Origin of the sequence: Gillisia mitskevichiae (assembly GCF_003634585.1) — a bacterium.
Lineage (GTDB): Bacteria > Bacteroidota > Bacteroidia > Flavobacteriales > Flavobacteriaceae > Gillisia > Gillisia mitskevichiae.
This window is the reverse complement of record NZ_RBLG01000017.1, coordinates 1-1,299: the sequence shown is the minus strand read 5'-3', so window position 1 is coordinate 1,299 and position 1,299 is coordinate 1. Positions and strand designations below refer to the sequence as shown.

Genomic DNA, 1,299 nt, shown 5'->3' with positions numbered 1-1,299 from the left:
GCCATTGCCGATGCGCCGACTTTAGTATCACCATTAGATACAGCGATGGATGTTGCTTTAGATGCAAACTTAACATGGAATGCTGTTTCTGAAGTTGATTCTTATACTTTAGAAGTTGCGACAGATATTGCTTTTGCTAATATCATCGATAGTCAAACCGATCTAACTAGCACCACAACCATTCCTAATAACTTAGCCAATAATACCGATTATTTCTGGAGAGTATTTGCTTTGAATGCAGGCGGTTCGAGTGAATCTGTTATTTGGAGTTTTACCACAGTTCCGGCCATTGCCGATGCGCCGACTTTAGTATCACCATTAGATACAGCGATGGATGTTGCTTTAGATGCAAACTTAACATGGAATGCTGTTTCTGAAGTCGATTCTTATACTTTGGAAGTTGCAACAGACATTGGTTTTGCTAATATCATCGATACTCAAACCGATCTAACTAATACCACAACCATCCCTAATAACTTAGCTAATAATACCGACTATTTCTGGCGCGTATTTGCTTTGAATGCAGGCGGTTCGAGTGAATCTACAATTTGGAGTTTTACCACAGTTCCTGCTATTGCCGATGCGCCGACTTTAGTTTCTCCTTTAGATACAGCCACAGATGTTGCTTTAAATACAAGCTTAACTTGGAATGCCGTTTCTGAGGTTGATTCTTATACTTTGGAAGTTGCAACAGACATTGCTTTTGCTAATATCATCGATACTCAAACCGATCTTACAAGCACCAATGCAACTCCTAATAACTTGGCTAATAATACCAATTATTTCTGGAGAGTATTTGCTTTGAATGCTGGAGGTTCGAGTGAATCTGTTATCTGGAGTTTTACCACAGTTCCTGCCATTGCCGATGCGCCGACTTTAGTTTCCCCTTTAAATACCGCGACAGATGTTGCATTAGATGCAAGCTTAACTTGGAATGCCGTTTCTGAGGTTGATTCTTATACCTTAGAAGTTGCGACAGACATTGCTTTTGCTAACATCATCGATACTCAAACCGATCTTACAAGCACCACAACCATTCCTAATAACTTGGCTAATAATACCAACTATTTCTGGAGAGTATTTGCATTGAATGCAGGAGGTTCGAGTGAATCTGCTATCTGGAGTTTTACCACAGTTCCTGCCATTGCCGATGCGCCGACTTTAGTATCACCGTTAGATTCAGCGACAGATGTTGCTTTAAATTCAAGCTTAACTTGGAATGCCGTTTCTGAGGTTGATTCTTATACCTTAGAAGTTGCGACAGACATTGCTTTTGCTAACATCATCGATACTCAAACC

Annotated in this window: 1 protein-coding gene; it reads left to right on the top strand. The window is 40.3% G+C overall.

All coding sequences use genetic code 11. The annotated features are described in order from the left end of the window. The coding region (locus BC962_RS16420; RefSeq protein ID WP_220660191.1) for a fibronectin type III domain-containing protein at positions 1 to 1,299 on the top strand (1,299 nt) is incomplete at both ends.